A 24,651-nucleotide genomic window follows, 5' to 3' on the forward strand; every position below is an offset into this window, starting at 1 on the left:
TGATAGAATAAAAAGAGATTGTCATTATTAGAAAAGGAACAACCATGTCAGAAATTTATGATATCACCATTATTGGAGGCGGTCCCGTTGGGCTATTTGCCGCCTTCTATGCTCATTTACGCCATGCCAAAGTCAAGCTCATTGACTCTCTCCCTCAACTCGGTGGCCAGCCAGCTATTCTCTACCCTGAAAAAACGATTTTAGATGTCGCTGGCTTTCCGAACATCACTGGTGAGGGCCTGACCGACAGTCTCCTCAAACAATTAGCGCTCTTTGATACGACCATTTGCCTCAATGAGACTGTTCTGGACATCGAAAAAACTGAAGACATCTTTACCCTTAGGACTAATCAAGCAGAGCACCTGACGAAAGCAGTTCTCATTGCCATGGGTGGTGGTGCCTTTAAACCACGTGGCTTAGAGTTAGAAGGGGCTGATGATTTTGATAATATCCACTACCATGTAGCTAACATTAACCAATACAAAGGACAAAACGTGACTGTTTTAGGTGGTGGCGACTCCGCTGTTGACTGGTCTCTAGCCTTTGAAAAAGTTGGCGCCAAAACGACCATTATCCACCGCAGAGACAATTTCCGTGCCTTGGAACACAGTGTTGAGGACCTGAAAAACTCGAGTGTGACCATCAAGACTCCTTATGTTCCAACTGGTCTCATTACAAAAGATGGCAAAGTGGAGTCGCTTGAAATCACCAAGGTCAAATCAGACGAAATGGAAGTCTTGCCTCTTGACCACCTCTTCGTCAATTATGGCTTTAAGTCTTCTGTCGGTAATCTCAAAAAGTGGGGACTGGAACTTAATCGCCACAAAATCATGGTTGATAGCAAGCAAGCCACCTCTATCCCAGGTATATACGCGGCGGGTGATTGTTGCTATTACGATGGAAAAATCGATCTGATCGCCACTGGTTTTGGTGAAGCTCCAACAGCTATCAATAATGCTATCAACTACATCAATCCGGCTGAAAAAGTACAGCCCAAGCATTCAACCAGCCTTTAAAGGAAGAAAGGATTTTTATGAAAACAAGACACGAACTTAAAGACCGCGCTCTCGAGCTTTTAGCAGAACGCGGCGTGACCATGGATGATTTGGCCGAGTTGGTCATGTATCTCCAAAACAAATACATTCCTGACCTCAGTAAAGAAGTGTGTTTGGAGCACATCACATCTGTCTTAGAAAAAAGAGAAGTTCACAATACGATTATCACTGGTATCGAAATTGACAAGTTGGCTGAAGAGGGCAAACTGTCACAACCCCTTAGCGACATTTTGATGAGCGACGAAGGGCTTTACGGTATCGATGAAATCATGGCACTCTCCATCGTCAATGTATACGGTTCTATTGGGTTTACCAACTATGGCTATATTGACAAGGTCAAGCCTGGCATTATTCAGAAACTAGACACCAAAGAAGGCGGCAAATGCCATACCTTCTTAGATGATATTGTTGGGGCGATTGCAGCAGCTGCAGCCAGCCGATTAGCACACTCAGACCCAAGTAAGAGTGCCATCACCAATAAAAACTAACTGCTTTTTAAAGCCAGACCCGTCAATCACTTTTGCTTGGTCTGGCTTTTATCTTGTGTTACAATAATCAGTATGGATAAAATCATCAAAACCATATCTAGCAATGGTGCTTTTCGCGCTTATGTGCTAGATAGTACAGAAACCGTTAAGCAGGCTCAAGCTTTTCATAAAACCCAAAGTTCATCAACTGTTGCCCTCGGACGAACCTTGATTGCCAACCAGATTTTAGCAGGCAATGAAAAAGGGGATACTAAGGTCACTGTCAAAGTGCTTGGAAACAGTTCTCTTGGCGCTATTATCTCGGTCGCAGACACCTCTGGTAAGGTTAAAGGCTATGTTCAAAACACTGGCGTAGACATCAAAAAGACCGCAACGGGGGAAGTTGTTGTTGGTCCCTTCGTCGGACAAGGCCAATTTTTGGTCATCGTTGACTACGGTACAGGGCAACCTTACACTTCTATGACACCTATCGTGACCGGGGAAATCGGGGAAGACCTTGCTTATTTCTTAACCGATAGCCAACAAACACCGTCTGCTGTCGGGCTCAATGTCCTTTTAGATAATGAGGATCAGGTACAGGTCGCAGGCGGCTTTTTGGTGCAGGTCTTGCCAGATGCTAAGGAAGCTGATATTGCCCGCTTTGAAAAACGCCTCCAAAATATGCCTGCTATCTCGACCCTACTGGCCTCTGAAGACCATATCGAAGCGCTCCTCTCTGCTATTTATGGCGAAGACGACTACAAGCGTCTGGAAGAGAGCCCCCTCAGCTTTAGTTGTGATTGCAGTCGCGAGCGGTTCTTAGGAGCCTTGGCAAGCCTGCCTAAAGCAGACCTTGAAAGCATGCGAGACGAGGATCAGGGTGCCGAAATCATTTGCCAATTCTGCCAGACGGCTTACCAGTTTAATTCAGAAGATTTGGAGGGACTCATCCTTGAAAAACCTTAATACGCCTTTTATGATTGGCGATGTTGAAATCCCCAATCGTACTGTCCTAGCTCCCATGGCTGGGGTCACTAATTCTGCCTTTCGAACCATCGCTAAGGAGATGGGAGCTGGTCTTGTGGTCATGGAAATGATCTCAGAAAAAGGGATTCTTTACAACAATGAAAAGACTCTTCACATGCTCCATATCGACGAAAACGAAGCCCCTATGTCGATCCAACTGTTTGGAGGCGACGCTGATTCGCTCGCACGCGCAGCGGTCTTCATCCAGGAAAATACCCGCGCTAATATCCTTGATATCAATATGGGTTGTCCTGTCAACAAGGTCGTTAAAAACGAAGCTGGTGCCAAATGGCTCCGCGATCCAGATAAAATCTACCACATTGTAAAAACGGTCACGTCTCACCTCGACATTCCCCTAACCGTTAAAATGCGGACCGGTTGGTCAGATAGCAACCTAGCTGTCGAAAACGCCCTAGCCGCTGAATCAGCAGGCGTCTCAGCGCTTGCCATGCACGGGCGGACCCGTGAGCAGATGTATACGGGGCACTGTGACCACGAAACAATTGCTCGCGTTGCCAAAGCTATCACTAAGATTCCTTTCATCGGAAACGGTGATATCAAAACCGTCCAAGATGCCCGTTCCATGATCGAAGAACTCGGTACAGATGCGGTGATGATTGGACGGACTGCCATGGCTAATCCTTATATCTTTACGCAGATTAACCATTACCTAGAAACTGGGGAAGAGTTACCTGATTTGGCCTTTGAAGATAAGATGAAGATTGCTTATGAGCATTTAAACCGTCTTATCGCCCTCAAGGGCGAACATGTAGCGGTGCGGGAATTCCGTGGCCTTGCCCCTCATTATCTTCGTGGCACATCTGGCGCCGCCAAGCTCCGCGGTAAAATAGCCAAAGCAGAAACCTTGGCAGAAGTTGATGACATTCTCGGGTACACTCCCAAAACAATCGAATTTTCTTAATCTCAACTTTTCTTAACTTTTTTAAGGAAACTTTAAGCAAGCTCCGTTATACTTTATGTATCCTAAAATTTTTCATATTCTCCCTAATACAAGAGCTGATTTGTTTCAGCTACCTATTAACCACAAAACCCTCGGAACTACTTCCGAGGGTTTTGTGGTTCTTTTAGATTTAGACAAAGAGCAACAAGCTAATCGCCATCACTCCCATACCAGCAATGAGGCCATAGATAGCCAAATGGTGCTCACCGTACTTTTCAGCTGCCGGTAAGAGCTCGTCGAGCGAAATGAAAACCATAATCCCAGCAATTCCCGCAAATACAACACCATAAACAACTGGAGTCATAAAGGGCATCAGAATTAACCAACCGACCAAAGCACCTACCGGCTCTGCTAAACCAGATAAAAAGGAATAGGCAAATGCTTTTTTTCGAGATCCAGTGGCCTGATATATAGGGACAGAAACAGCGATTCCCTCTGGGATATTGTGAATCGCAATGGCAACGACGATTGGGATAGCAACCTCCGGAGATTGCAGAGCTGACACAAAGGTGGCTAAACCCTCTGGAAAATTATGGAGGGCTAAGGCTAAGGCTGTCATCAACCCCATACGCATCAAATCTCCTTTTTTAGCAACCGGTGCCGCCTCTGCTTCAACCCGTCTGACTTCATGCGGGTTTTCGGTTGACGGAATCAAACGATCGATAATCGCAATCAAACCTATTCCACCAAAAAAAGCCAGAACGGTCACCCAAGTACCAGAGCGTTCTCCCAGTTCCTCTCCTAAAAACTCCAATCCTTTAGGTAAAATTTCCATAAAGGACACATAAATCATGACGCCTGCTGAAAAACCAAGACTAACCGCTAAGAACCTTGTATTCGTCGCCTTAGCCACAAAGGCAATCAAACTTCCTATTCCCGTACTAAGTCCAGCTATTAAGGTCATTAAAAAAGCTATTACTATGTTATTCATGATTCTATTTTACCATGTTTATCAAAAGTTAGAAATATTTTTGATAGTCTTTGCATGCTTTTAGTAGAATATGATATAATAACTTGAAAGGAGACGTTCTCATGTCACAACAGCGTGTGCTACCCTATATTATTTTGGGAATGTTGGCCAATGAAGATAACCTGACAGGCCGACAAATCACTGAGTTATTTGAAACAGAAATCGGCAATTTTTGGAAAGCTGCTCACAGTCAAGTCTACCCGGAGCTTAAGCGAATGGTCAAAGAACAGTGGGTTACTGTCCACGATCGTCCTACCAATGCCAAAGAGCGCTACTACAAAATCACGTCTCTAGGCCAAGATCACTTAAATCAGTGGATCAGTGAACCCAATGACACCCCCCAACAAAAGGATCTCTTCTCTCTGAAAATGTTCTTTATCAAAGACAGTCGTGATCCTAGGATCCCACTCCTTATTGAAGCCCAAATCGACATCTTAAAAGAACAATTAGCTGGCTTTTTGGCCCGCAAAAGTCTGCTCTTTGATGACCGAGAAAAAATTCAAGAAAACTACGGGCATTATTTAATTTTAACCAGAGCTATTGCCCGCTGTCAGGGGCAAATACAGTGGTTAGAACAATCTCTTATCTATATAGAACACTAGAAGGAAGCGTATTCTTTCAGATTTCCCTAGCATTTTTATCAGATTGTGCTATAATCATCTATGTATTCTAAACAAGGAGAAAATCATGCCAAGCATACACGCTCATTCCCATTCAACCACCAACTCTGAATTGATTAGCAATCTCGCGAAATCCATTGAAAAAAAAGAAGACCTATCGCGACACAGTTTTGCTAAATATGCTGTCCGCTCAATGCTAGCGACACTTTTCTTAACATTAGGAAGCGGGATTGCTTTTTACATTTCAAGTCACGCTGACAGTATTGTTCCTCATTCCGGAAAATTCTTTTATGCCTTTATGTTTAGTTGGTCCTTGGTCATGATTGTCTATATGAACGCTGAACTTGGAACCTCTAACATGATGTACATGACCAGTGCCGTGTACAGTAAGAAGCTACGCGTCATGACAGCCCTTAAAATTCTAGGAACCTGTATCCTCTTTAACTTTATCGGCGCCATTATCTTCTCTTACTTACTCTCTTTGACAACTCCCTTTAGCCATCTGGAGCCTGACAACTATCTCTTTGAAGCTGTTTCTCTCAAGTTAGCTAAGTCACCAATGACTCAATTTATCGAAGGGATTTTTGCCAACATTGTTGTTAACACCGCCGTCTTTGTCACTTTACGTATGAAAGATGATTCAGCCAAAGTATGGGCCATGATTTTTATCATCTATATTTTCGCCTTTCTCGGATTCGAACACGTTATCGCTAACTTCGTCTCCTTCCCACTAGCCTTTTTTGCTAACGGTGGGCCTGTTGAAAACATGACAATCCTAAGTGTCTTATCCAACTTCTTCTTTGCAGCCTTAGGGAACTATGTTGGAGGCGGTCTCCTAATCGGTCTGACCTACTCTTGGCTCAATAAAAAATCTGACGTCTACGTCGACTAATCGTAAAAATCCTCTGAAAATCTTCAGAGGATTTTTGGTTACACATAAATAATTTCCAGACTGCTAAAGACCAAATCACCAGTCACTTGTAAGTTTTTTTCAGGCTGAATATCACTCGGTTGATTGTTGACCGTGCTAAAGACCCTATCTCCCGTTAAAACAACGCGCCAAGTCGATGGGACGTAGAGTTTTACACTGGAGAAAACCGTATCCCCTGCATAGATGGCTTGATCCCCTTTCATTGTCGCCTGATCAAAAAAGAGGGTTGCACTGGAGAAGACCACGTCGCCTTTTATGGACACAAAGTCTGTATCATGGATATAGCGTATCGCTGAACTAAACACAGTGTCTTTGTCACCATGCGAGTTGCCTTTTTCCCAGTGCGACCCCTTTGCATGGTCAATAATGTCTCCATTAATGATTTTAAAAGATGACGATTGGCGATTGACCAGTATCCTTAACCCCAAGTATGCCATAAGCCCGGCAATGAGCAACAAACCTGTGCCAACCTTAAGCCAAGTATAATGCCCATTTAAAATAAGAAAGATAATAAAACTACCTATGAAAAAAGATTTAAAATCCTTGCGAAACACGTTTTGCAGGGCATCAATACCTAGAAAGGTAACAATCACCAGCTTCCACATGGGTATATCCAATTGGGGAATAGTGAGCGCATCCTTGAACACAAGGACAATCGCTAGAACAATCAATCCAATGCCTAATAGTTTTTGTTTCATCAATCTTACCTCAATTCGCGTAATGTTTCTTTTAAGAGTTGGTAATAGTGCCGTGACACATGTACCTGCTTGTGGGTTTTGTAAAAACGGATGGTGCTGGTGCCTGAAAATGATCGATCCAGCGAATAAATACTTTTCACATTGACTATGGTTGATTTGGCCACGCGGCTAAAATAGCCAGGCAAATAGTCTTCCAATTCATAGAGCTTGAGCCTGACCTCATAGGCATTGTCTCGACTATGGGCAAAAATCTTAGATCCTTCCGTTTCGAAAAAAAGTATCTCTGCGACATTTAAGAAAAACTTACTCGTTCCTTTGTAGAAGACCAAAGGAGGCTTAGTAAGTTGCGAAAGTGCCCGTTGAATGTCTTCTACCTGATCAGATAGCTCTGGTGTTCGTATCACAATTTCGATCTCATCGCATTGACTGTCTAGTTCAATCTTAACCTTCATCAGCGCCTCCTTTCTTTGTTATTTATTGTATCAGACTTTTCCAAAGATACAAGGCCTTTTCAGTAAGTGGTTGAAAAACAGAACTAAGTGGTTGTTTGGGGATATCAAAAAACGCTAGTCTATAAGCTAGCGTTTTAGTTTACCCAAATACTTTTTTCAGGACTTCTCCCAGGGTCATGACCCCGACTACTTCAATCCCTTTTGGAACTTTGAGGCCTGTCAGAGAGTTTTTCGGGGCATAGATCTTAGTAAAGCCCAGTTTTGCGGCTTCGTTAATCCGTTGCTCGATGCGGTTGACCCGGCGGATTTCACCGGTCAGGCCGATTTCACCGACAAAACAATCTTGCGGATTAGTCGGCTTGTCCTTGTAGCTGGACGCAATGGCTACCGCAACAGCCAAGTCAATGGCGGGCTCATCCAGCTTGACCCCGCCAGCTGACTTGAGGTAGGCGTCTTGATTCTGCAGGAGTAGGCCCGCCCGTTTTTCCAAGACCGCCATAATCAGGCTGGCCCGGTTAAAATCAAGACCGGTTGTGGTCCGTTTGGCATTGCCAAAGACGGTCGGTGTCACTAAAGCCTGGACTTCCGCCAGAATCGGCCTGGTCCCTTCCATGGTCACCACGATGGCAGAGCCTGTCGCCCCGTCTAAACGCCCCTCCAAGAAGACTTGACTCGGGTTGAGTACTTCGACTAGTCCTTGGGACTGCATTTCAAAAATCCCGATTTCATTGGTCGAGCCAAAGCGGTTCTTGACCGCCCGCAAGATACGGAAAGTATGCTGGCGCTCTCCCTCAAAGTAGAGCACCGTGTCCACCATGTGTTCCAGCATGCGAGGGCCAGCCAGGGTACCTTCCTTGGTCACATGGCCAACGATAAAGGTAGCCATGTTGTTGGTCTTAGCTAGCTGCATGAGCTCGCCCGTCACCTCGCGGACCTGGCTGACAGAGCCTTGAACACTGGTGATATCTGGCGACATAACGGTCTGAATGGAGTCGACAATCAGGAAATCCGGCTGTAATTTTTCAATCTCTGCCCGAATCCGCTGCATGTTGGTCTCGGCAAAGAGGTAAAATTCATTGTTGATGTCACCCAGGCGTTCTGCCCGTAGCTTGATTTGCTCGGCAGATTCCTCCCCGCTGACATAAAGGACCGTACCGATATTGGCCAGTTGGGTCGACACCTGAAGGAGCAAGGTCGATTTCCCAATCCCTGGGTCTCCCCCGATGAGGATCAGGCTACCTGGCACCACACCTCCACCAAGCACACGGTTGAACTCGTCCATATCGGTCTGGGTTCTTGCCACAGAGCTGGATTGGACTTCGTTGAGTTTGACGGGTTTGGCCTGCTCGCCTGTTAGGCTGACGCGGGCATTTTTGATTTCTGCCACTTCGACTTCTTCGACAAAGGAAGACCAGGCCCCACAGTTGGGACAGCGTCCCAAATATTTGGGCGAATGGTAGTCGCAATTTTGGCAGACAAAGGTTGTTTTTTTCTTAGCGATAGCTCTCGTCCTCGATTTCTATGGTTTCTAGGTCAATGCTATAGGGAATCATTTGGCAATAATCGATGGTTTCCATTGGGACAAACTGGCGAATCAACATGCCGTGGGCCACGATGGCGACCTTGTCATAGGCCTTGTATTTTTGCAGAGCCTTTAGAGTACGGGTCTTGATTGCCTGACCTGTTTCGTATCGGACAGGGCTATTTTCGACCAAAGCGCCGTCATTTTCCATAAACAGCCGATAGGCTAATCCTAGCTCAACTTCCGTGTAATTGAGTCCATCTAGGTCTGGGCGCCATTCATGAAAGAAGGGCTCTACCAAGAGGTCCAGCTGTCGATTGCAAATCAGATAGGTCGCTGTCTGAAGAGCCCGCGTAATGGAAGACGAAATCACGGTATCGACATCATCTAGCAAGGGGCTTTGGGCCGCCTGCTGTGCCAAGGTGCGGCCTCTTGCCGTTAAAGGGACTAAATCCCGTCCAAAACCAGTGTAGGCTTCCGGATGAGTCGCCTTGTCCAACATGCTGTAATCTGGCTCGCTGTGGCGGATAAATAAAATCTCCATGAGAGTGTTAATCCCCAGTGCTACCAAAGCCACCGGTCCGCTCACCAGTCGCATCATCGCCATCGACCACTAAAAAGGGCATAAAGACGCCTTGGACAATGCGCTCGCCTGCTTCAACTGTCACGGTCTCGTCCGAAATGTTTTTCATCTGGGCAAAGATATGGCCTTCATTGTTGGGATTATTGTAGTAATCCCCGTCAATGACGCCTACTGAGTTAATCAGGACCAAACCTTTTTTACGAGGGTTGGACGAGCGATCAAAAAGGTAGAGCACCTCGCGGTCTTGCATGTAGGCTTTGACCCCTGTTGGTACAAGCTTGATTTCTCCAGGCGCTAAAACAGTAGTCTCTGCAGCGCTCAAATCGTAACCTGCCGCATGGGCAGTTTCCCGTTTTGGCAATAGGTTTTCGTCGGTATAGGTCGATACGAGTTCAAATCCTCTGATTTTCATGATGGCTCTCCTTGATTTTTTCTTGTTCTATTATACTATATTATTCGGAAATATCGGCTAATCATCGAAGCTAAATGTGATTGATGAGATAGATTTTTCCATCCATTTGGCATAATCCCGAAACCGTCGCCTAATGGTCGCTTGATGCTTCTGGGATATCTTTTGCTTGCCTTGGACCTTAAAGGCAATAGTGTTTCCTCTCATTTGAAACGTCCATGTCGCTCTAAGGCGGCCTTTGATGAGAATCAGTGCTGAAATCTGCCCAGCCTTTTTCCAGATACTCGAGTAATCTACGGGGTCAATCAACAAATCCTTATGTTTATAGGAAACTAAGAGGGGGTCAAATTTTCCTAAGGCCAAAACGTCAGGAATGGTAACATCTTCTTTCCATGTTTTAAAATAGTAGCACCGTCCTTCAAAAGTTAGCCGGTTCAGGTGAGATAAATCAGTTTCAGCAATTTTAGACTGTTTAACCCCAAAGAAATGAGCAGCATCTGCCAAAGTCGCAGGACCATAGAAGGAAAAATAAGCCGTTACCAGCTCTCTAGAAACCAATTGGGAGGTAGGAAGACCATTGTCCTCCCAAATCACGAGACGGTCATCTGTCAACCACCTCTGGTAGAGACGCCCTCGTTTGGAATTGTAGATAAAAAGAGCAGACCAACGAAATAAGTCTGACCAAGCATCCCCATAAGAATCTGGGAGTTGCTTACGTGAAGGATTTTCAGCAATCAGCTGGCATAACCGCTGACTTTCCTTTTCTCCATCAATTCCTTTCTCAGCAAAGTAAGCATCCGGCCACCGAGGAGTGTCCGCAAGATAAGCTGTCATGGTAAACCAAGCATCGTGGTCATAAAAATGGTAGGTCTGCCGTTGTCCCCACGCTAAAATAGCATCGTCCATAGTCTCTACTACCGGCTTTTCAACTGCCAACCGTGTCAAAATATTAAAGAGACCATGATTCACATATTGGGACTGAATACCCAAGGAATCCCTGAGAAGTTGGTTGATATCCCTATAAGGTTCAATAAGGCCCTGGTTCCAAAATCGCTGGGCTAAGAGTTGTTCTTTACTAATCATACCTTCATTATACCATAGTCCTTGGGACAAGAAGCCTTAATCAAAGCATGCAAAAACCACCCGAAGGTGGTTGGAAACTTCAATAGACTTGATATGATTTAGCTCTATTTCGCAATCTTAGCTGAAGCAGTTATCCGCTTTACATTTGGATAAATACTTCGGAATTGGTCATAAGCTTGTTGGTAAATAGAGACATTTTCATCGACGGGAAATACAACATCTGTATATGCAACAAAGGTGTCCGCACATTCTTGAATGGTCTTAAACCAACCTGATCCTAAAGCAGCTAACATGGCTGCACCTAACCCTGGCCCCTGTTCTGCCGTAAGAGAGACAATCTCAACATTAAAGATGTCCGCTTGCATTTGGAGCCAGTCTTTATTTTTGGCACCACCACCAACAGAGACAATCCGCTTAAAGGACTTCCCAGCAACGTCAGTCATTAACTGTTGGGAATCTTTTAAGGAAAAAGTGATCCCCTCTAGTACTGCTCTCGTAAAATGTGCTAAGGTATGATTGGTATCAATGCCGATAAAGCTCCCGCGAATTTGACTATCAACGTGTGGGGTGCGTTCTCCCACGATGTAAGGGGTAAAGAGCAAACCATCACTCCCCGGAGCAATTTCTGAAATAGGAGCTAATAAGTCATTAAAGGACATTTCTTTAGCAAAGGTATCTCGGAACCAGTTTAAACTATGACCAGCTGCTAGGGTAACTCCCATCGAATAGTAATCCCCTGCAAGAGCATGGTTAAAGAAGTGGAGCTTGCCTTGATAATCTGGCGTTTCCTGACCTTCATAAGACAAGAAGACACCAGAAGTTCCAATACTTGCCATGCCAATATCGTGACTTAAAATCCCAGCTCCAACTGCAGCACAGGCATTATCGGCACCACCAGCAAAAACTGTAACCGTTTTTTCAAAACCATACTGGTTAGCGATGTCTTTACGCAGTGTCCCTATACAATCAGATGAAGCCACAACTCCTGGCAAATAGGCTAATGGAATATCAAATGCTTCTGCAATTTCGACAGACCAGTCCCCTTTTTCAATATCCAACAATAAGGTCCCAGCCGCATCCGAAAAATCTGTAAAGTAATTTCCTGTTAAATAGTACCCCAGATAATCCTTTGGCATCATGAGTTGACGAACGTCACGCCAAATATCAGGCTCATGCTCTTGGACCCACAAAATTTTCGGTAAGGTAAATCCTTCTAAAGCTAAATTGCGTGTAATGCCTAACAGTTTATCTCCAAGAACCTCTTCAATACGACGACACTGGGCAGTTGTCCGTGTATCATTCCACAAAATTGCTGGTCGTAAAACATGACTGTTCTCATCTAATAAGACTAAACTATGCATCTGTCCTGAAAAGCTGATGCCTTCTAGTTCTTTGGTAAAATCAGAGACGTCCTTCCTTAGTGCATTGAACACCTTATCACAGGCATTCAACCATTCCTGAGGGTCCTGTTCGCTATAGCCCGGCTTTTCGTGGATTAAACCGTAATCTGCTGAAGCTTGGGCAACCACTTGGCCTGCTTGGTCCACTAACAAACCTTTAAGAGAACTCGTCCCCAAATCAATTCCTAATACATATGCCATTTCTTTCCTCCATAACTAAAGACGTGCAGCACCTCTACACGTCTTTGTTTGTGATTAAACGAGGTAATCATTCAATTTTGATTTGACTAATTCGATATGACTTGATTCCAATTGTGGATTATCATTTTTAAGCGCATACTCTGTCAAACTTTCAAAGTCCTCTTTATCTGCGATAATATTTGCACCGATGCCTTCTTTGTAGCTTGCATAGCGTTTTTCTTTAAGATCTTCAAAGAATCGGTCCTCTCTTAATTTAGCCGCCGCTTTAAGGCCACGCGCAAAAGTATCCATACCGGCAATATGAGCAAGCAAGAGGTCCTCCATTGCGAATGATGAACGGCGAACCTTGGCATCAAAGTTAATACCACCTGGTGCCAAACCATCATTAGCTAAGATTTCAAGCATAGTAAAGGTTGTGTCATAGATGTTTGTAGGAAACTCATCCGTATCCCAGCCTAACAACATATCCCCTTGGTTGGCATCAATAGATCCGAGAGAATCAAAATTACGGGCAACGTTCAATTCATGTTCAAAGGTATGGCCCGCAAGAGTTGCGTGGTTTGCTTCCAAGTTCAACTTGAAGTCCCCTTCAAGACCGTGTTTCAAAATGAAGGACATTGTGGTTGCTGCATCAAAATCATATTGGTGTTTTGAAGGTTCTTTTGGTTTTGGTTCAATTAGAAATTGAGGTTTGTGGCCAATTTTTTCACCGTAAGCAATAGCCATTTTAAAGAGACGAGCGATGTTATCTTGCTCAAATTTCATATCCGTATTGAGCAATGTTTCATAACCTTCACGTCCTCCCCAAAAAACATAGTTTTCACCACCAAGTTTTTTAGAAAGATCCAAGCCTTTTTTAACCTGAGCTGCTGCATAAGCGAAAACCTCAGCATTATTGGATGACGCGGCACCATTGTTAAATCGAGGATGAGAGAACATATTAGCTGTGTTCCAAAGGAGTTTTTTACCTGTTTCATCCATTTTTTCTTTAATATGGTCTGTGATTTCATCTAAGTTAGCAAAGAATTCTTCTAATGACTCTCCAGCTGGAGCGATGTCCACATCATGGAAACAGAAATAATCCACATCTAATTTTTCAAGGATTTCAAAGAAAGCATCGACGCGGTTATGTGCCGTTTCCATCTCTGTTTCACCAAACCAAGACCGCTGGTTAACTGGAGCTCCAAATGGATCTGAGCCGTCTTGGGTCATGGTGTGCCAATAAGCAAGCGCAAAGCGAAAGTGCTCCCGCATCGTTTTGCCTTCAACGACTTCTTCAGGATTATAGTGACGGAAGGCAAAGTCATTCGTCGTATCTTTTCCTTCAAATTTGATTTTAGTGACATTTGGAAAGTAAGTCATGGTTTTCTCCTTTAAAATAATTGATTTTAGTTTGTTAGTGTGTTAAACTAACTTACATAGATAGTATAAATCTATCTTAATATTTTGTCAAGCGTTTTCACGAATAAATTTTTGATTTTTTGTAAATTTAAGGTAAACTAGAACTAAGATATGTTGGGAGGCACAAATGATAACAGATAAATACCTGATTCGAGAACAAAATGAATCCCTTGTTTTAAAAACCATTATTGAAAACCAACCTATTTCACGAGCAGACATTTCGACATGTTCACACCTCAACAAGGCCACCGTTTCATCCATCACCACAAGTCTTATGGATCAAGAATTGGTGATTGAATCTGGTATTGGACCCTCAGGAGCCACTGGTGGTCGTAAGCCTATTTTTCTGACCTTTAATGCTCAAGCCGGATTAGCCATAGCTATTGATATTGGATATAATTACATTAGTTCCATGTTATCTTATCTGGATGGAACGTCTATTTACTCACAAAAAAAGCGATTATCCATTTCTTCCGAAAACTTGCTGGATGAAATTATAGAAAGTGCCAAAAGTATTCAACGGGATTTGCCCCATACACCACATGGTATCGTTGGGATGAGTGTCGCCATCCACGGAATTGTTGTTGATAATAATATTCGCTTTTCTCCTTTCTATGATGTTACTGGAACGAGCATACATGATGCCTTGACTAGAGCCTTCTCGTTTCCGATACTTATCGAAAACGAAGCCAATCTGACTGCATTAGGGGAGTACACATTTGCTTTTGACCAAAAAAATCTCATTAGTGTTAGTATCCATAGTGGCATTGGTGTAGGTATTATCCAAGATAATAAATTACAAACTGGTGCTCATGGTCATTCTGGCGAGATAGGTCATACTATTCTCTATAAAAATGGATTAGCTTGTGCTTGTGGCAATCGCGGATGTCTCGAAAAATATGCTTCTAATAAAGCGATTTATGAAAAATATAGTGAGCATTATTCTGTCACATCTGTTAACTCTGATACTATCACTAAAGCTTTGCAAGAAAAAGACTCTTTTACAGAGGAACTTTTGGACGAAAAAATAGCTGAGTTAGCAATCGGTATCAATTCACTTGTTATGCTCTATGATCCTGAAATTATCATCATCAATAGCTCTCTATATAATAAGAATCCTAAATATATTGGAGAGATAAAAAAACAGCTAAATAGTGTCTTTGCTAGAAACGTTACTCTTTCTGCCAGCTCTTTAGATGAAGAAGCGACTCTATATGGGGGTATTTCTGCCGTAGTAACTCAATTTTTAAAAATACCATTTTTAAAATTCAAAGCCTAATATCTTAACAAAAAATCACATTATCATTTCCTACCATGAGCAATTTCAGGTAAGAATCATAATGTGACTTTTTTTAAAACTTTCTTATTCAAAGACAAATTGGTTGTGGTAGAGTTCGGCATAAAAGCCATTTTGTCTGAGGAGCTCATGATGATCTCCCTTCTCCAAGACCTTCCCATCTTTGAGGACAATGATTTCGTCCGCATTCAAAATCGTTTTGAGGCGGTGAGCAATAACAAAGCTGGTGCGACCCGCTACGATAGCTTCCATGGCTTTTTGAATCTTGCTCTCAGTGACTGTATCCACGTTTGACGTCGCTTCATCCAGAATGAGGACTTGAGGGTCTGTTAAAAGCGTTCTAGCGATTGAGATAAGTTGTTTTTGTCCTGTTGAAAAGACATTCTCATCATCCGTTACGTAAGTCTCATAGCCTTCTGGTAAACTCATGATAAAGTCATGAATATGAGTGGCACGCGCTGCAGTTTCAATCATGTGCTGATCGACATTTTCAAGGCCAAAACGAATATTTTCCGCAATAGTTCCTGAAAAGAGAACCGATTCCTGCAAAACAATTCCGACTCCTTGGCGCAAACTATCTAAATCATACTCTCGGATATCTCTCCCATCAAAGGTAATAGACCCTGCATCCACATCGTAAAAGCGATTAATCAGGTTCATGATGGTGGTTTTCCCTGAGCCCGTTGGGCCAACTACAGCAATCATTTTGCCTTTAGGGGCTGAAATGCTGACATTATCTAAAACCTTCTGACCAGGCAAATAGCCAAAGTCGATATTCTTGATGTCAACACCTTCTTTTAGTTCGGTAAAGAGTGTTGCATTGGCAGGCCGTACCTCTTCGGGTTCATCAAACATTTCTTGAATCCGATGAGCACCAGTAAAGGCTAATTGCAACTCTGCCCAGCTGGAGGCTATGTTCATCAAGGGTTGGTAATACTGCTGAGAATACTGCACAAAGGTTACAACGAGACCCAGAGCTACCGCTGTCGGCATGGTCGTATCATTGAGAAGAATAGTGGAGCCAATAAAAATCACAATAGCGGTGTTGAGCAAGCTCATCCCATTCATGACTGGAAAAAGGAGGCCCCCAAAGAGTCGTCCCTTAAAAGTCGCAATCCGGACTTCCTCATTAAGAGATAAGAAGCCATCGATTGTTTCTTCTTGAATCCCTTGGACAATGATGGCCTTTTGACCAGATATTTTTTCATCCATATAGGCGTTCAAGCGGCCGACAGCGGCCTGTTGGAGGTTGCTGTATTTACGCGCCAAGCGCACGATCACCACCAAAAAGATTAGGGCAACTGGTGTCGAAGCTATAGTCAACCAAGCAAGACGGGTATCCTGACGAAACATCATCCAAATCATCCCGATATAAAGGGCTATATTAGAAACCACCTGGGTCAAGGATTGGTTAAAAGCATTTTGAATATTATCCAGGTCACTGGTAAAGCGAGAGAGAATATCCCCGTCTTTGTGACGATCAAAAAAGCTAACTGTTAACCGCTCAAGCTTTCCAAAGAGGCCTTTACGCATCCGGTTTGTTGAGTGCCCAACGATTCGTGTAAAGAGTAAACTGTAAATCAGATTGGACACGACTGTACAAAGATAGGCCATAAAGAGCTTGAACATGACAGCGTTAAACGCAGACAAATCTGGCTTGGGATTGTTATCTCCTGCTTGCATGGCCATCATGATTTGTTGGCCCACCTTCCCCATTTCTGTCAGGGACTGACCGATTAGGACTGGCGTCTTAACTTGAAGATAGGTCGCTGCTACAACGGCAATAAAGATAACAACAAAGGATAACTTGTACCGTTTAAAATAAAACCAAAAGAAACGTGCTGTCTTCATCCTAATCCTCCTTCCCTTTTTGGGTTTCATAAATTTCGCGGTAAACCGCATTATTGGCGACCAGTTCCTCATGGGTTCCTTCACCAATTAAACGCCCTTGGTCCAACACTAAAATCTTATCAGCCTTGACAACAGATGAAATTTTTTGAGCAATAATAACTGTTGTCGTCCCTTTCAGGTCATGGTTAAGAGCTTCTTGCACTAACTTTTCAGATTTGGCATCGAGGGCTGACGTTGAGTCATCCAAAACCAAGACTTTGGGGTTGCCAATCACCCCGCGCGCAATAGACATCCGTTGTTTCTGACCACCAGAGAAGTTATTCCCCCGCTCTTCGACTTCACTCTCATAGGTTTTCTCCATACGGTCAATAAATTCCTTGGCTTGGGCAATACCTGCTGCGCGCTCTAAGGTTTCCAGACTAGCATCCGACTGCCCTTGGCGCAGATTGTCTGCAATGGTTCCGGAAAAGAGAATAGCCTTTTGGAGCACGATGGACACTGTCCGACGTAATGTTTTTTGATTGATTGTTTTTAAGTCACGTCCACCAATTGAAATGGTCCCTTCTTGAGGATCAAAGAGCCTTGGAATCAACTGAGCCAAGGTTGACTTCCCTGAACCAGTTGCTCCTACCACACCGACCATTTGTCCTGGAGCAACTGCAAAGGAAATCTCCTTGAGCGTCGGTTCAGTATCATTAGGATAAGTGAAGCTGACCTTGTCAAAAACGATGCTGGCTGAAAGTTCCTCATCCGGCACATCAGCAAAAACCATTGCAGGCTCTGTGTCCAGAATTTCCTGAATCCGTTTCAAAGAAACAGCTGCACGAGTTGCCTGCATGGCCATGAAACTGACCATGATGATGGAAAACATAATCTGCATGAGATAACTCATGAAAGAAGCAATGCCACCGACGACTTCTGGATTGGTTTTCACCATGGTTGAAGCTAGATAAATCGAAGCAAACACCGCCATAAAAGAGATAAACATCAAGACAGGTTGCATAATTGAAAACCCATAACCAACAAAGAGGTTGAGGTTTAAGAAGTCATTGGATGCTTCCTTAAATTTAAGGTATTGGTTCTTCTCCTGAACAAAGGATTTGACCACACGAACACCTCGTAAATTTTCCTTAGCAATCCCATTAATCTTATCCATCAAGATCTGAAACTTGCCAAAACGAGGTCCCATTTTACTCATGACAACCGCCATGATACTAGCGACAACAATGACCATGGCAATAATAATCCACCAGAGTTGTGGGAGGGTTTTAATGGCCATGAAAAAAGCTCCGATAAAAAGAAGCGGCACGCGCATCAAGACTGTGAAACTCATCATCACTAAGTTTTGAATTTGAGTGATATCATTGGTCATTCTAACCACGAGATTTCCAGCATTAAATTGTTCAATATTGGCATAGGAAAAACTTTGAATCTTTCGAAATGTTTTTTCCCGAATATCTGCCGATACTCCTTGAGCAATCTTTGAGGCCAGAGCAGTGTTAATCGCACCTGCTATCATCCCCACTGTTGCTATCACTAAGAGCCAGACACCTACATCTGAAATGGCCTCCTTGTCATTCGTCATGACAGCTTGTAGGACTTCTTGCAGATAACTCGGTTGCAATAGGCTACTAATCACAACGGTAGATACCATTAGAATCGATCCTAAGGCATACCATTTATAGCGTAAAATCGCTTGTTTAAGCATGTTCCCCTCCTGTATAGTTTGTAATATTTTCTTGTAGGCGTTTGACTACCTGATGGACCAGCTTCATATCATCCCAAGAAATCCCTTGAAAAAGTTGCTCAACAACTTCTTCATGAAATTCTTTTAACAGCTGGATTTTAGCAGTTCCTTTAGTCGTTAAAACAACTTGTTTACACCGTTTATCAACTTCAGAAGGAATAATGGTGATAAAGTCATTCTTCACCATGCGCTTAACCAAATTGCTGGCAACTGATTTGGAAATCTTTAGTTCTTGCTCTATATCTTTGACAAAAATAGCTTCCTCCTTGTGATGACTCAGATAAATTAAGACCCGACCTTGAGGTCCTGACAGGTGTTGTACATCTTTTTTTATAGCCAGTTCCTCACAAATACTTTCTAACTGTGTTAAAATGGCTCGCATATCTGACAAAGGATTGTCCATGATTTTACCTCTCCACAAATTCTATACGTTTACACTTACTATCTATTTTAGTTCTTATGAGAACCACTGTCAAGAGACAACACCACTTTATTTGTCTTTTTTAGAAAAATCACACAATGCAAAAAAGAATACGATAGGTCCAAAAAAGGAAAAAAAGAGGGCTTATGATATAATAGAAAAAATAGCTTTTAAGGAGTTAACATGGAAAAACAAAGGATTGCCATTTTGGGCCCAGGTTCTTGGGGAACGGCCCTTTCGCAGGTCCTCAATGATAATGGTCACGAGGTCTGTCTTTGGGGAAATATTCCTGAGCAGATCGAGGAAATCAACCATCGCCATACCAATACCCGTTATTTCAAGGATATTGTTTTAGATGATGCGATCAAGGCCACAACTGATTTAGAAGAAGCCCTCGATGGTGTTGATGCGGTCCTCTTTGTTGTCCCAACTAAGGTAACACGCTTAGTGGCAAAACAGGTCGCTCAAACCCTGAAACACAAGGTCATTGTCATGCATGCTTCAAAAGGACTAGAGCCTGGCACACATGAACGCCTCTCGACCATTCTTGAAGAGGAAATCCCAGAAAACCTCAGAAGTGAGATTGTCGTTGTTTCTGGACCTAGTCACGCAGAGGAAACGATTGTTCGAGATTTGACCCTCATCACTGCCGCTTCTAAAGACGAAGCTGCCGCTAAATACGTTCAAGGGCTTTTCAGTAACCGCTACTTCCGTCTTTATACCAATACGGATGTAATTGGAGTGGAGACAGCTGGTGCCCTTAAAAACATTATTGCGGTTGGAGCTGGTGCCCTTCATGGCATGGGCTATGGCGATAACGCTAAGGCTGCTATCATTGCCCGTGGGTTAGCAGAAATTACTCGGTTGGGTGTTAAGATGGGCGCAAATCCCTTAACCTACAGTGGCCTGTCAGGAGTCGGTGACCTGATTGTAACAGGAACATCGGTTCACTCCCGTAACTGGCGGGCTGGTGATGCGCTTGGACGCGGTGAAAAGTTAGAAGATATCGAAGCGAATATGGGCATGGTCATTGAAGGGATTTCAACAACCAAGGTTGCCTACGAACTAGCCCAGGAATTAGACGTCTACATGCCGATCACTCAAGCTATCTACAGCGTCATTTATGAAGGCAAAGACACCAAAGAAGCCATTCTCTCTACCATGACTGGAGAGCTTCGTCACGAGAATGAATGGGAAAAGGATTAGATAGATATGGAAAAGAAAGTTAGAAAAGCCGTTATTCCTGCAGCTGGCCTAGGAACCCGTTTCCTTCCTGCCACTAAGGCACTGGCTAAGGAAATGTTGCCTATCGTTGATAAACCAACGATTCAATTTATCGTCGAAGAAGCCCTGAAATCTGGAATTGAAGATATTTTAGTTGTCACTGGTAAATCCAAACGCTCTATCGAGGACCATTTTGACTCCAATTTTGAATTAGAATACAATTTGGAACAAAAGGGGAAAACGGAACTGCTCAAACTCGTTGATGAGACCACTGCCATTAATCTCCACTTTATCCGGCAAAGCCATCCGCGTGGATTAGGAGATGCAGTGCTTCAGGCTAAAGCCTTTGTTGGGAATGAGCCCTTTGTCGTCATGCTAGGTGATGATTTAATGAATATCAATGGTGAAGGGGAACTCTTAACCAAGCAGTTGATCGAAGATTTTGAGGCCACTCATGCTTCAACCATTGCTGTCATGGAAGTTCCTCATGAGGAAGTATCTGCCTACGGTGTCATCGCTCCAATCGGTGAAGGGCATAACGGCCTTTATTCTGTGGAAACATTTGTCGAAAAACCCGCTCCAGAAAAGGCACCTTCTGATTTGGCTATCATTGGCCGTTACCTCTTAACCCCTGAAATTTTTACTATTTTAGAAACTCAAGAACCCGGAGCTGGCAATGAAATCCAATTAACAGATGCCATTGACACCCTTAACAAGACACAACGTGTGTTTGCCCGTGAGTTCAAAGGAAATCGCTATGACGTTGGTGACAAATATGGTTACATGAAAACCTCCATCGAATATGGACTTAACCATCCCCAAGTCAAAGATGACCTCCGTGATTACATTATTCAGCTAGGGAAGGCCTTAGAAAACAGCTCAGGTGATCATCTAGCTGAAGATTAAGACGACTTATAGCTTTGAAAAAAACCTAGACATGCTTAAACGTGATTTGATAGTCATCCGTTCTATCTGAGTCGCCTCGTCTCAATTTCATTTTTCATAAAGTTACATTTACTGTATCTAAAAACCTCTTAGAAATGGTCTCACCTTTAGACCTTTCTAAGAGGTTTTGTTTTCGTCAAATTATAGTAAAGAAACTAACCGATTAGCTTTTTCTTTAGATTGTCCCGTTCTCCTTACAGGATTCTGATGGCAACCATCCCAATAACCAGAATCACATAGGTTACTAAGGCTAGATGGCGCTTTCCTGAGGAGAAAATTCCTTCTTCCCCCCTAATCGGAATAAACACAGCGCAAAGAGCTCCACCAATTGCTCCACCAATGTGGCCGGCATTTCCGACACCAGGCGTTAACAAACCAAAAACAAGGTTGATAAGGAGGAGCCCCATATAATTTTGACCTAGAACTCTAATATAGGGACTACGAGCTACATAGCGGAGCATGGCAAGCGAAGCAAAAAGGCCGAATATAGAGGTAGACGCTCCTGCTGAGACCGTATCAGGTGTCAGGAATAGACCTAAAGCATTGCCCATAATACCAGACAAGAGGTAAAATAGAGAAAACTTGAGAGACCCAAATAACCCTTCTAACTGTTGCCCTAAAAAATAAATAGACAGGCTGTTAAGGAGGATATGCTGCCACCCGATATGGACAAAAATAGGTGTTATCAAGCGCCATAGTTGACTAGGGTCTTGCTCGATCGCCCGTCCGTACATGCCACCAAATTCAAAAATCGTTTGGGCAGTCGTAGCCGACCCGAATCGTAACAGTTGCATGGTCAGAAAAATAATCCAAGTTAGCCCCAATATCGCTGTCGTCACCGGGTACCGTTTAGCAAATGTCCAATTCATAAATAACCTCCTGTACTGGCAGGTCGTGGGACTCTGCCTCAAATGCCTGTAATTGAAAGGCATAGCATAGACTGACTGTTTGCCCTTTAAAATCAGCTAGATAACGGTCATAATAGCCTCCCCCAAAACCAATCCGATAGCCTTCCTCATTCCAAACAAGACCAGGCACTAGAATCAAATCAATGGCATGCTTTGGAAATGCTGTCTCACTCAGTGGCTCGCGCACCCCAAAAGAGGAGAGGGTTAGCTGATTAGGATTGTAAACCACAAAAATCATTTTTCCCTGGCCAAAGGTTTTAGGCACTAGCACTTGTTTCCCATCTTTTAGGGCTTGCTCGATGATTTTATCCGTATCAATCTCAAAAGGCATGGCTAAAAAGAGAGCCAGATTTTGGCTCTGTTGATAGACTGAACTAGCCAAAAAAGCTTTTGCTAGTTGTTGATCCTTAATCACTTTTTCGTCAGGGGATAAGGCTTTTAGTTTGGTTAAAGCTTCCTGACGGAGTCGACTTTTCATGCATACTCCTTAATTCAGACGGCTGTTTAAGAACTGGCTAACCTTCTCAACTCCAAAGGGAATTGCTTCCTCTTTGGGACTCATCATAGGATGGTGAAGGGGGTAAGGCGTATCAACACCTAGCCAGAACATCACACCAGGAACTTTACTCAGTAAGTAACCGAAATCTTCCCCAGTCATGGCTGGAGCGATGTCAATTAGATTAACCTCCTTGTCAGCTTCATAGAAAGCCATCAAATTGGTAGCTAAGTCTGGCTGGTTTTCCACCGGTAAATAACCAGCTTCAATTAACTCAACATTAACAGACATGTCAAAACTTGCTGCGACGCCTTCAGCCACTGCCCGCACTCGCTCCTGGACATGGCGACTCATGTCTAAGGTCAAACTTCGAATGGTGCCATGGAGGTGTGCTGTTTCAGCAATAACATTGTTGGTCGTTCCAGCATGAAAGCTGCCAAAGGTCACAACAGCCCCTTCGATAGGATCAACGCTGCGACTGACGACCGATTGCACTTGAGTAATAAAATAACTCGCTGCCACTAAGGCGTCCTTAGCTGTATGTGGAAAGGCTGCATGTCCTCCCTGGCCTGTGAAGGTCATTTTGACTTCACAGGTTCCTGCAAACAAGGTACTGGTGTTGGTTGCGATATCCCCCACCTTCAAATCTGGTCTGACATGCAGAGCGTAGAACTCGTCAGGCATGCAATCATCAAGAGCTCCTGCTTCAAACATCAGCTTGCCACCTGCTAAATTTTCTTCAGCAGGTTGAAAGAGAACGACAAGGTTATGTTTTGGCTGTCGCTTGATTATTTCATGAATCAATCCCAGAGCAATGGTCATGTGAACATCGTGGCCACAGGCATGCATCCGTCCTTGATGTTGACTCGGAAAATCGAGGCCTGTCGCTTCATTAACAGGAAGACCATCAATATCGGTTCGCCAGCCAATTGTTTTTTCCGGAGCATAGCCAGCTAAATGGACGATAATACCCGTCTGCCAAGTTGTTACCGTCGAAAAGTCGCACCCAGCCAAAAGGTCTTCCAGTTTAGCCAGAAGATAGGCCTGCGTCTTATATTCTTCAAGGCCTATTTCAGGAATTTGGTGCAGGTCGCGTCGGGTTTGAATGAGATTAAATACCATATTAGAGATTCCGAAGCGCTTCTTCTAACGCTGTTTTTTGTTGGGTTTGAGCATCGATTTCTTTAATCACTCGCGCAGGAACACCGGCTACTACTACATTTTCAGGAACATCCTGTGTGACAATAGCTCCTGCTGCAACAACAGAGCCATTCCCGATTTGGACACCTTCGATCACCACCGCATTAGCACCGACAAGAACATTGTCTCCGACACGAACAGGCTGAGCTGAAGCAGGTTCGATAACACCTGCCAAGACTGCCCCAGCACCGATATGACTATTCTGACCCACAGTGGCACGTCCACCTAAGATAGCCCCCATATCAATCATGGTCCCTGCTCCGATCTCTGCACCGATATTAATAACAGCACCCATCATAATCACAGCATTGTCCCCGATAGCCACCTGATCACGGATAATGGCACCAGGTTCGATTCGAGCATTAATTTCCCGTTTATCTAACAGCGGTACAGCAGAGTTGCGACCATCTTGTTCAACGATATAATCCACATTTTCTGTCATTGTTGATAATAAAGGCGCGATAGCACTCCAATCTCCAAATAGGACATTTCCAAGTTTTACCACATTATCTGGCACCTGCCCAGAAAGGTCTCCTTCAAAAGTAACTTTAACAGTGGTTTTTTTTACGGCATTACCAATAAATGCGATAATTTCTTGCGCTGACATTTTCGTTGCTGACATAGGATAAGATTCCCCTTAATTTTCTAAATTTTCATATCATTATATCAGAAAATTGCCTATCTTTCAAAAAAGACAGCATGTTATATAGGTAAGTGATGGTCCAGATAACCAGATAAGAGAAAAATAGTCAAGAAGTCGTCATGCACCTGTCCTTTTGGTAG

The 24,651-nt window shown here is 43.6% G+C and carries 25 protein-coding genes; 9 read left to right on the top strand and 16 right to left on the bottom strand.

The window, feature by feature from the left end:
* The first annotated feature begins 44 nt into the window (after positions 1-44).
* The 4 genes from J2S23_RS02805 (at position 45) to dusB (ending at position 3,470) form a co-directional block, all read left to right on the top strand.
* Positions 45-1,016 carry an NAD(P)/FAD-dependent oxidoreductase gene (locus J2S23_RS02805; protein ID WP_307121254.1) on the top strand — a complete coding sequence of 324 codons (972 nt, stop codon included), beginning with the start codon at positions 45-47 and terminating at the stop codon, positions 1,014-1,016.
* 17 nt (positions 1,017-1,033) lie between these two features.
* A complete protein-coding gene (locus tag J2S23_RS02810; protein WP_307121255.1) occupies positions 1,034-1,543 on the top strand; it encodes a phosphatidylglycerophosphatase A family protein in 510 nt (169 codons plus the stop codon).
* A 72-nt stretch (positions 1,544-1,615) separates the two neighbouring features.
* Positions 1,616-2,488, top strand: coding sequence for an Hsp33 family molecular chaperone HslO (gene hslO, locus J2S23_RS02815; protein ID WP_307121256.1), 873 nt, complete (start codon positions 1,616-1,618; stop codon positions 2,486-2,488).
* A 10-nt stretch (positions 2,489-2,498) separates the two neighbouring features.
* Positions 2,499-3,470 (top strand): tRNA dihydrouridine synthase DusB, encoded by a 972-nt coding sequence (gene dusB / locus J2S23_RS02820; RefSeq protein ID WP_370868689.1) that lies wholly within the window; start codon positions 2,499-2,501, stop codon positions 3,468-3,470.
* 169 nt (positions 3,471-3,639) lie between these two features.
* Here the strand turns inward: dusB and zupT are convergent, their stop codons facing one another.
* A complete protein-coding gene (zupT, locus tag J2S23_RS02825) occupies positions 3,640-4,443 on the bottom strand; it encodes a zinc transporter ZupT (RefSeq protein ID WP_307121329.1) in 804 nt (267 codons plus the stop codon).
* 98 nt (positions 4,444-4,541) lie between these two features.
* Here zupT and J2S23_RS02830 point away from each other — a divergent pair, with 98 nt between their 5' ends.
* Positions 4,542-5,081: a PadR family transcriptional regulator gene (locus tag J2S23_RS02830; RefSeq protein WP_307121258.1), complete on the top strand. Its 540-nt coding sequence runs from the start codon at positions 4,542-4,544 to the stop codon at positions 5,079-5,081.
* An 85-nt stretch (positions 5,082-5,166) separates the two neighbouring features.
* The gene (locus J2S23_RS02835; protein ID WP_307121259.1) at positions 5,167-5,991 is read left to right on the top strand and encodes a formate/nitrite transporter family protein; all 825 of its coding nucleotides are present in this window, start codon (positions 5,167-5,169) and stop codon (positions 5,989-5,991) included.
* A 38-nt stretch (positions 5,992-6,029) separates the two neighbouring features.
* Here J2S23_RS02835 and J2S23_RS02840 read toward each other — a convergent pair whose 3' ends face one another.
* The 8 genes from J2S23_RS02840 to xylA form a co-directional block, all read right to left on the bottom strand.
* Positions 6,030-6,728, bottom strand: coding sequence for a hypothetical protein (locus J2S23_RS02840; RefSeq protein WP_307121260.1), 699 nt, complete (start codon positions 6,726-6,728; stop codon positions 6,030-6,032).
* Between the two features lie 5 nt (positions 6,729-6,733).
* Entirely contained in the window at positions 6,734-7,180 is a 447-nt protein-coding gene (locus J2S23_RS02845; protein ID WP_307121261.1) for a LytTR family DNA-binding domain-containing protein, read from the bottom strand.
* 139 nt (positions 7,181-7,319) lie between these two features.
* Positions 7,320-8,681, bottom strand: a complete 1,362-nt coding sequence (gene radA, locus J2S23_RS02850; protein WP_307121330.1) for a DNA repair protein RadA — start codon at positions 8,679-8,681, stop codon at positions 7,320-7,322.
* Positions 8,674-9,246: a histidine phosphatase family protein gene (locus J2S23_RS02855; RefSeq protein ID WP_307121262.1), complete on the bottom strand. Its 573-nt coding sequence runs from the start codon at positions 9,244-9,246 to the stop codon at positions 8,674-8,676. The genes radA and J2S23_RS02855 overlap by 8 nt, the downstream gene beginning before the upstream one ends.
* Positions 9,247-9,253: 7 nt before the next feature.
* Positions 9,254-9,697, bottom strand: coding sequence for a dUTP diphosphatase (locus tag J2S23_RS02860; RefSeq protein ID WP_307121263.1), 444 nt, complete (start codon positions 9,695-9,697; stop codon positions 9,254-9,256).
* A gap of 57 nt (positions 9,698-9,754) precedes the next feature.
* Complete coding sequence (locus tag J2S23_RS02865; protein ID WP_307121264.1) at positions 9,755-10,777, bottom strand: DNA glycosylase AlkZ-like family protein; 1,023 nt, start codon at positions 10,775-10,777, stop codon at positions 9,755-9,757.
* A 104-nt stretch (positions 10,778-10,881) separates the two neighbouring features.
* Complete coding sequence (gene xylB / locus J2S23_RS02870; protein ID WP_307121265.1) at positions 10,882-12,378, bottom strand: xylulokinase; 1,497 nt, start codon at positions 12,376-12,378, stop codon at positions 10,882-10,884.
* A gap of 54 nt (positions 12,379-12,432) precedes the next feature.
* Positions 12,433-13,740, bottom strand: a complete 1,308-nt coding sequence (xylA, locus tag J2S23_RS02875; RefSeq protein WP_307121266.1) for a xylose isomerase — start codon at positions 13,738-13,740, stop codon at positions 12,433-12,435.
* 166 nt (positions 13,741-13,906) lie between these two features.
* Here xylA and J2S23_RS02880 point away from each other — a divergent pair, with 166 nt between their 5' ends.
* Positions 13,907-15,058 carry an ROK family protein gene (locus tag J2S23_RS02880; RefSeq protein ID WP_307121267.1) on the top strand — a complete coding sequence of 384 codons (1,152 nt, stop codon included), beginning with the start codon at positions 13,907-13,909 and terminating at the stop codon, positions 15,056-15,058.
* 84 nt (positions 15,059-15,142) lie between these two features.
* Here J2S23_RS02880 and J2S23_RS02885 read toward each other — a convergent pair whose 3' ends face one another.
* From J2S23_RS02885 to J2S23_RS02895, 3 genes are read right to left on the bottom strand one after another with little or no spacing between them, the layout of a single operon-like run.
* Positions 15,143-16,927 carry an ABC transporter ATP-binding protein gene (locus J2S23_RS02885; RefSeq protein WP_307121268.1) on the bottom strand — a complete coding sequence of 595 codons (1,785 nt, stop codon included), beginning with the start codon at positions 16,925-16,927 and terminating at the stop codon, positions 15,143-15,145.
* A 1-nt stretch (position 16,928) separates the two neighbouring features.
* Positions 16,929-18,635, bottom strand: coding sequence for an ABC transporter ATP-binding protein (locus tag J2S23_RS02890; RefSeq protein WP_307121269.1), 1,707 nt, complete (start codon positions 18,633-18,635; stop codon positions 16,929-16,931).
* The gene (locus J2S23_RS02895) at positions 18,628-19,077 is read right to left on the bottom strand and encodes a MarR family winged helix-turn-helix transcriptional regulator (protein ID WP_307121270.1); all 450 of its coding nucleotides are present in this window, start codon (positions 19,075-19,077) and stop codon (positions 18,628-18,630) included. Before J2S23_RS02895 ends, J2S23_RS02890 begins: the two co-directional genes overlap by 8 nt.
* 201 nt (positions 19,078-19,278) lie before the next feature.
* Between J2S23_RS02895 and J2S23_RS02900 the strand changes: the two genes are divergently transcribed.
* Together J2S23_RS02900 and galU are read left to right on the top strand one after the other, a co-directional pair.
* Positions 19,279-20,301, top strand: a complete 1,023-nt coding sequence (locus J2S23_RS02900; RefSeq protein ID WP_307121271.1) for an NAD(P)H-dependent glycerol-3-phosphate dehydrogenase — start codon at positions 19,279-19,281, stop codon at positions 20,299-20,301.
* Between the two features lie 6 nt (positions 20,302-20,307).
* Positions 20,308-21,225: a UTP--glucose-1-phosphate uridylyltransferase GalU gene (gene galU / locus J2S23_RS02905; protein WP_307121272.1), complete on the top strand. Its 918-nt coding sequence runs from the start codon at positions 20,308-20,310 to the stop codon at positions 21,223-21,225.
* Between the two features lie 233 nt (positions 21,226-21,458).
* Here galU and J2S23_RS02910 read toward each other — a convergent pair whose 3' ends face one another.
* Genes J2S23_RS02910 through dapD form a run of 4 tightly spaced genes read right to left on the bottom strand, consistent with a single transcriptional unit; the run spans position 21,459 to position 24,490 of the window.
* Positions 21,459-22,133, bottom strand: coding sequence for a rhomboid family intramembrane serine protease (locus tag J2S23_RS02910; RefSeq protein ID WP_307121273.1), 675 nt, complete (start codon positions 22,131-22,133; stop codon positions 21,459-21,461).
* Positions 22,114-22,650, bottom strand: a complete 537-nt coding sequence (locus J2S23_RS02915) for a 5-formyltetrahydrofolate cyclo-ligase (protein ID WP_307121274.1) — start codon at positions 22,648-22,650, stop codon at positions 22,114-22,116. Before J2S23_RS02915 ends, J2S23_RS02910 begins: the two co-directional genes overlap by 20 nt.
* A 9-nt stretch (positions 22,651-22,659) precedes the next feature.
* On the bottom strand, positions 22,660-23,790 hold the full coding sequence (locus J2S23_RS02920) for an N-acetyldiaminopimelate deacetylase (protein WP_307121275.1): 1,131 nt from the start codon (positions 23,788-23,790) through the stop codon (positions 22,660-22,662).
* Position 23,791: 1 nt separating this feature from the next.
* Positions 23,792-24,490 (bottom strand): 2,3,4,5-tetrahydropyridine-2,6-dicarboxylate N-acetyltransferase, encoded by a 699-nt coding sequence (gene dapD, locus J2S23_RS02925; RefSeq protein ID WP_307121276.1) that lies wholly within the window; start codon positions 24,488-24,490, stop codon positions 23,792-23,794.
* Between the last annotated feature and the right edge of the window lie 161 nt (positions 24,491-24,651).

Origin of the sequence: Streptococcus moroccensis, assembly GCF_030812835.1 — a bacterium.
Taxonomy (GTDB): Bacteria; Bacillota; Bacilli; order Lactobacillales; family Streptococcaceae; genus Streptococcus; species Streptococcus moroccensis.

Coding starts and splice junctions, on each gene's coding strand:
- J2S23_RS02805 (WP_307121254.1), top strand. CDS start 45: ATGTCAGAAATTTATGATATCACCATTATTGGAGGCGGTCCCGTTGGG.
- J2S23_RS02810 (WP_307121255.1), top strand. CDS start 1,034: ATGAAAACAAGACACGAACTTAAAGACCGCGCTCTCGAGCTTTTAGCA.
- hslO (WP_307121256.1), top strand. CDS start 1,616: ATGGATAAAATCATCAAAACCATATCTAGCAATGGTGCTTTTCGCGCT.
- dusB (WP_370868689.1), top strand. CDS start 2,499: ATGATTGGCGATGTTGAAATCCCCAATCGTACTGTCCTAGCTCCCATG.
- J2S23_RS02830 (WP_307121258.1), top strand. CDS start 4,542: ATGTCACAACAGCGTGTGCTACCCTATATTATTTTGGGAATGTTGGCC.
- J2S23_RS02835 (WP_307121259.1), top strand. CDS start 5,167: ATGCCAAGCATACACGCTCATTCCCATTCAACCACCAACTCTGAATTG.
- J2S23_RS02840 (WP_307121260.1), bottom strand. CDS start 6,728: ATGAAACAAAAACTATTAGGCATTGGATTGATTGTTCTAGCGATTGTC.
- J2S23_RS02845 (WP_307121261.1), bottom strand. CDS start 7,180: ATGAAGGTTAAGATTGAACTAGACAGTCAATGCGATGAGATCGAAATT.
- J2S23_RS02855 (WP_307121262.1), bottom strand. CDS start 9,246: ATGGAGATTTTATTTATCCGCCACAGCGAGCCAGATTACAGCATGTTG.
- J2S23_RS02860 (WP_307121263.1), bottom strand. CDS start 9,697: ATGAAAATCAGAGGATTTGAACTCGTATCGACCTATACCGACGAAAAC.
- J2S23_RS02865 (WP_307121264.1), bottom strand. CDS start 10,777: ATGATTAGTAAAGAACAACTCTTAGCCCAGCGATTTTGGAACCAGGGC.
- xylB (WP_307121265.1), bottom strand. CDS start 12,378: ATGGCATATGTATTAGGAATTGATTTGGGGACGAGTTCTCTTAAAGGT.
- xylA (WP_307121266.1), bottom strand. CDS start 13,740: ATGACTTACTTTCCAAATGTCACTAAAATCAAATTTGAAGGAAAAGAT.
- J2S23_RS02880 (WP_307121267.1), top strand. CDS start 13,907: ATGATAACAGATAAATACCTGATTCGAGAACAAAATGAATCCCTTGTT.
- J2S23_RS02885 (WP_307121268.1), bottom strand. CDS start 16,927: ATGAAGACAGCACGTTTCTTTTGGTTTTATTTTAAACGGTACAAGTTA.
- J2S23_RS02890 (WP_307121269.1), bottom strand. CDS start 18,635: ATGCTTAAACAAGCGATTTTACGCTATAAATGGTATGCCTTAGGATCG.
- J2S23_RS02895 (WP_307121270.1), bottom strand. CDS start 19,077: ATGGACAATCCTTTGTCAGATATGCGAGCCATTTTAACACAGTTAGAA.
- J2S23_RS02900 (WP_307121271.1), top strand. CDS start 19,279: ATGGAAAAACAAAGGATTGCCATTTTGGGCCCAGGTTCTTGGGGAACG.
- galU (WP_307121272.1), top strand. CDS start 20,308: ATGGAAAAGAAAGTTAGAAAAGCCGTTATTCCTGCAGCTGGCCTAGGA.
- J2S23_RS02910 (WP_307121273.1), bottom strand. CDS start 22,133: ATGAATTGGACATTTGCTAAACGGTACCCGGTGACGACAGCGATATTG.
- J2S23_RS02915 (WP_307121274.1), bottom strand. CDS start 22,650: ATGAAAAGTCGACTCCGTCAGGAAGCTTTAACCAAACTAAAAGCCTTA.
- J2S23_RS02920 (WP_307121275.1), bottom strand. CDS start 23,790: ATGGTATTTAATCTCATTCAAACCCGACGCGACCTGCACCAAATTCCT.
- dapD (WP_307121276.1), bottom strand. CDS start 24,490: ATGTCAGCAACGAAAATGTCAGCGCAAGAAATTATCGCATTTATTGGT.